Below are 3,908 nucleotides of genomic sequence, written 5' to 3'. Positions count from 1 at the left end.
GATATGAACCGGCAGGGGATATTCGGGCACAGCATGGGCGGCCATGGCGCGCTGACCATCGCCTTGCGCAATCCGGAACGCTATAAATCCGTTTCGGCCTTCGCGCCGATTGTCGCTCCGTCACAATGTCCCTGGGGCAAGAAGGCGCTGGGCCGCTATTTGGGAGAACATAAAGCGGCTTGGCGTGACTATGATGCCTGTTCGCTAATCGAGGACGGCGCGCGTTTTCCCGAGATTCTGATCGACCAGGGCGCGGCGGATGATTTTCTGGAAGAGCAGCTAATGCCGCAATTGCTGGTGGACGCTTGCGCAAAAGCCGAAATCCCGCTGACTCTGAATATGCGGGAAGGCTATGACCACAGCTATTTTTTCATTTCTACGTTCATGAACGATCATTTGCGGTGGCATGCCGAACGGCTGTAACGGGTAACTTGGGGCGTCCTGAAATCAACGGGACATCGGCAATTCCAACGCGACTATCTTGCAGCAGGTCTGCCCATTCCGGAGACTTTTACCATGACGACAATATCGCGGCCGCCATCGATCAGCAACGCCGAACGGGAGCAGCGACTGGATCATCTGCGCCAAGCGATGCCGGTTAGCGGGCTTGATGCGATCCTCATCACACCGGGCAGCAACATGCGCTATTATTTCGGCGAGGCTTTTTATGAAAGCGAGCGCTTTGTCGGTGTATTGATCACGGCCCGCCGCGCCATTTTCATCTGTCCCAAGTTCGAGGAATCCGCGATCCGCGCCAAATTCCCGATGGCCTCGGAAATGGCCTTCTGGGAAGAGCATGAAAGCCCCTTCGCGCTGATCGCATCTTTACTGGCAGACCACGGATGCCGGCGATGCGCGCTCGATCCCGAATGTTCCTACGGCCATGCCGCGCGCCTGTTCGATGCGCTGGCGCAGCTGGAAAAACCGGTCCTCTACGGCTCTGCCTCCTCGATCATCGCGCCGCTGCGCGCGATAAAATCACAGGCCGAGATTGACCTGATGATCGCGGCGATGCAGCTCACGTTGTCGGTCCATCAGAAGATCTTTGAATGGATCAAGCCGGGCATGAAAGCCAGCGCCGTGATCGCCGAAATCGACCGGCTGCACCGCGCCGGCGGAGCGGATGGCGGCAACAGTTTTTGCGCTGTACAATTTGGCGAAGCGACCTCCCATCCGCACGGCGTGCCGGGCGACCCGGCGCTGCAGGAGGGCGAGCTGATCCTGATCGACACCGGCTGCACCATCGACGGCTATAATAGCGACATCACTCGCACCTATGCCTTGTCCAAACTGGATGAGGAGGCCGAGAGATTGTGGCATGTGGAAAAACAAGCCCAGCGAGCCGCGTTTGACCGCGCCGCCATCGGCACGCCCTGCGAAGCGGTCGACCAGGCCGCGCGCGATGTGCTGATCAGCCACGGCCTAGGCCCCGATTACGACCTGCCAGGCCTCCCCCACCGCACCGGCCACGGCATCGGTCTCGACATCCACGAAGGCCCCTATCTGGTCAAAGGCGATGCGACTCCGCTGGCGCCGGGCATGTGCTTTTCCAACGAACCGATGATCGTGGTGCCGGGCCAATATGGCATCCGGCTGGAAGATCATTTCTATATGACGGCGTCCGGTCCGGAGTGGTTTACGCAGCCGCAAGAGGATCTTTATCGGCCGTTTGGGTAGGGTGCAGTTATAGCAGAAAACACACTGTACATCAGAGCCTCGGGCAGTTTACGACTAAAGGTCCCGCCAACCTCAACAACAATCATGAGGATAATTTATGGACAAGCACGAAAACGTCATTGTCACATATGAAAAAGAAATCGTTAGAATCAAATTCAATCGCCCGAAGCAACTTAACGCATTGAATGAAAGCATACGATCAGTCATCGCATCGACGCTAAATGAACTGATGGAGAGGCCGGATATTCGATTGCTGGTTTTCAGTGGCGAAGGCAAATCGTTTTGTTCGGGCGCTGACTTGAAGACAACTTCCTATCCCAAAGTCGAGGGCGACTGGTCGACGCGGCGCAATCTTACTGCAACATGGCAGCGGTTGTTGGAACAGCTGGACCGTATTCCCCAAGTGAGCATAGCGAGTATTCAGGGTCATGTGATAGGCGGAGGTGCCCTGCTGGCAACCGCCTGCGATTTCAGAGTCATCACCAAGGATACGATCTTTAGAATACCTGAGCTTGCGCTTGGAATTCCCAACGTATGGAACGGTACTCCGCTTCTCGCTCGTGAGGTCGGTCTGCCTGTCACGCGAGATTGGGTTATGACCGCAAGAAAAGTATATGCCGATGAGCTGATGAGCGCTCATTGGGCGCAGCGCTGCGCGGAAGAAGGCGAGCTTGGGCAGGCGACTGAAACGTTGATTGGAGAGCTTTTGCAGATGCCTGCAGCACCGCTCGCATTGACGCGAGGCATGACTTCAAGCCTTGGTAGAGGAAAGTCGGGCATGCAACTCGGTTGGGCTGACGCTGACTTGCAGCAATGGGCATTGAACGAAGATGAATATCATGCGGCCGTCGAAGCCTACCTCGGTTCTATGCCCAAATAACCAGCCAAGGCCTACGCGAAGTCAAATTTTTGTCTGATGAGGGGGCTCGTCCTTCTGATATTTTTCCTTCCAAATATGCCGTCGTACCGTTCCCGTGCCGGTATTTGCGGTTGAGTTAAACCGGACCAAGCTGGCATCGTTAATTGCATTCCAGAAGTGATTGCGCTTAGGTGTCCCATGATCTCATTACGCGCTCGCATCGTTAATCGTCTGTTGCCACTGACTGGCACCAAAGCGTTTTTTTCCAATCCGTCCGAAGCGCAGGGAAAGATAGAAAAGTTACGTCAAAAAGGTCCGGACTTGCCTTCGAAACGCTTCAGACGAAAGTTTGAAGTACTGGAAGATCGGGTTGATGGATATCGAGTGTTCACGATTGCCCCAAGAGCAGGTGCCCGGACAAGTCAGCATCACGTCCTTTACTTCCATGGCGGAGGATATGTGATGGATATGTCCTGGGCCCACTGGAACTTCATCGGACGTCTTGTTGACGCAACAGGGGCAAGCGTGACCGTCCCGATCTACCCGCTTGCGCCGGAGCAAAAATGTGAAAAGCTGATCCCCCAGATGCAGCAGCTATTTGGACAGCTTGCAGAGAAACACGGCGCTCCGAATATGACCGTGATGGGAGATAGCGCTGGCGGCGGTCTGTCTTTGGCTCTCGCTCATGCACTGCGCGATAGCGGAAGCCCCCAACCCGGTCGCTTGATCCTGCTGTCGCCTTGGCTTGATGTGACGGCAACGCATCCCGATCAACCAGAACTGGAAAAATATGATCCCATTATCGCCATATCGGGTTTGAGATCGTTCGGAGAGTTATACGCGGGTGATCTGGACGCGAAGGACCCAAGAGTCAGCCCCTTGTTCGGCGCCCATGATCGACTACCACCGACGCAAATATTTACCGGATCGGCAGATGTATTATTGCCTGATTCGCAAAGGATTCGAACGGCTTTGGAAAGCGTGGGCAATGCTGTTGAATATCATGAATATTCCAAAATGTTTCACGTCTGGATGTTGATCCCGATCCCAGAAGGTAAAAGGGTGATGCAGCAAATTGCTGATTTTATATTGCAGCCAACCTAAAGTCCGCTTTCAAGCTGTGGTGGCCAGTTTTTTTGCAGGTGTCGGAGCAGTAAAACATTCGCGACCATCCGCCAATTCTCCTTTCCTACATCCAATCCAATCGGTTATTGTCTCCACCGCTTCCGCAACAGACACGGGACAGGCTCTTTGACAATCTGGATAAGATCGCGGCACCGCCTGCTGTCCGCACATTGTAGCTGGACGGGTTCGAAGGGCAAACTGGAAGGTCACACTAGACGCCAGACTTGCGGTCCATAAAGGCTTGAAA

At 54.8% G+C, this 3,908-nt stretch carries 4 protein-coding genes; all 4 read left to right on the top strand.

Features of this window, described 5'->3' with window-relative positions; translation table 11 throughout:
* A partial coding sequence (locus WBM93_RS13260; protein ID WP_424432339.1) for an alpha/beta hydrolase-fold protein occupies positions 1-423 on the top strand: 423 nt, incomplete at its 5' end.
* Between the two features lie 93 nt (positions 424-516).
* Entirely contained in the window at positions 517-1,677 is a 1,161-nt protein-coding gene (locus WBM93_RS13255) for a M24 family metallopeptidase (RefSeq protein WP_424432338.1), read from the top strand.
* A gap of 97 nt (positions 1,678-1,774) precedes the next feature.
* Positions 1,775-2,557, top strand: a complete 783-nt coding sequence (locus WBM93_RS13250; protein ID WP_424432337.1) for an enoyl-CoA hydratase/isomerase family protein — start codon at positions 1,775-1,777, stop codon at positions 2,555-2,557.
* Between the two features lie 177 nt (positions 2,558-2,734).
* A complete protein-coding gene (locus WBM93_RS13245; protein ID WP_424432336.1) occupies positions 2,735-3,640 on the top strand; it encodes an alpha/beta hydrolase in 906 nt (301 codons plus the stop codon).
* Positions 3,641-3,908: the final 268 nt, after the last annotated feature.

This window comes from Parasphingorhabdus sp. (assembly GCF_049667325.1).
Classification (GTDB): Bacteria; Pseudomonadota; Alphaproteobacteria; order Sphingomonadales; family Sphingomonadaceae; genus Parasphingorhabdus.
Note: the sequence above shows the minus strand (reverse complement) of the source record. Positions and strands in the feature narration are given on the sequence as shown.

Excerpts from the sequence above, each read along its gene's own strand:
- WBM93_RS13255 (WP_424432338.1), top strand. The coding sequence starts at position 517 with ATGACGACAATATCGCGGCCGCCATCGATCAGCAACGCCGAACGGGAG.
- WBM93_RS13250 (WP_424432337.1), top strand. The coding sequence starts at position 1,775 with ATGGACAAGCACGAAAACGTCATTGTCACATATGAAAAAGAAATCGTT.
- WBM93_RS13245 (WP_424432336.1), top strand. The coding sequence starts at position 2,735 with ATGATCTCATTACGCGCTCGCATCGTTAATCGTCTGTTGCCACTGACT.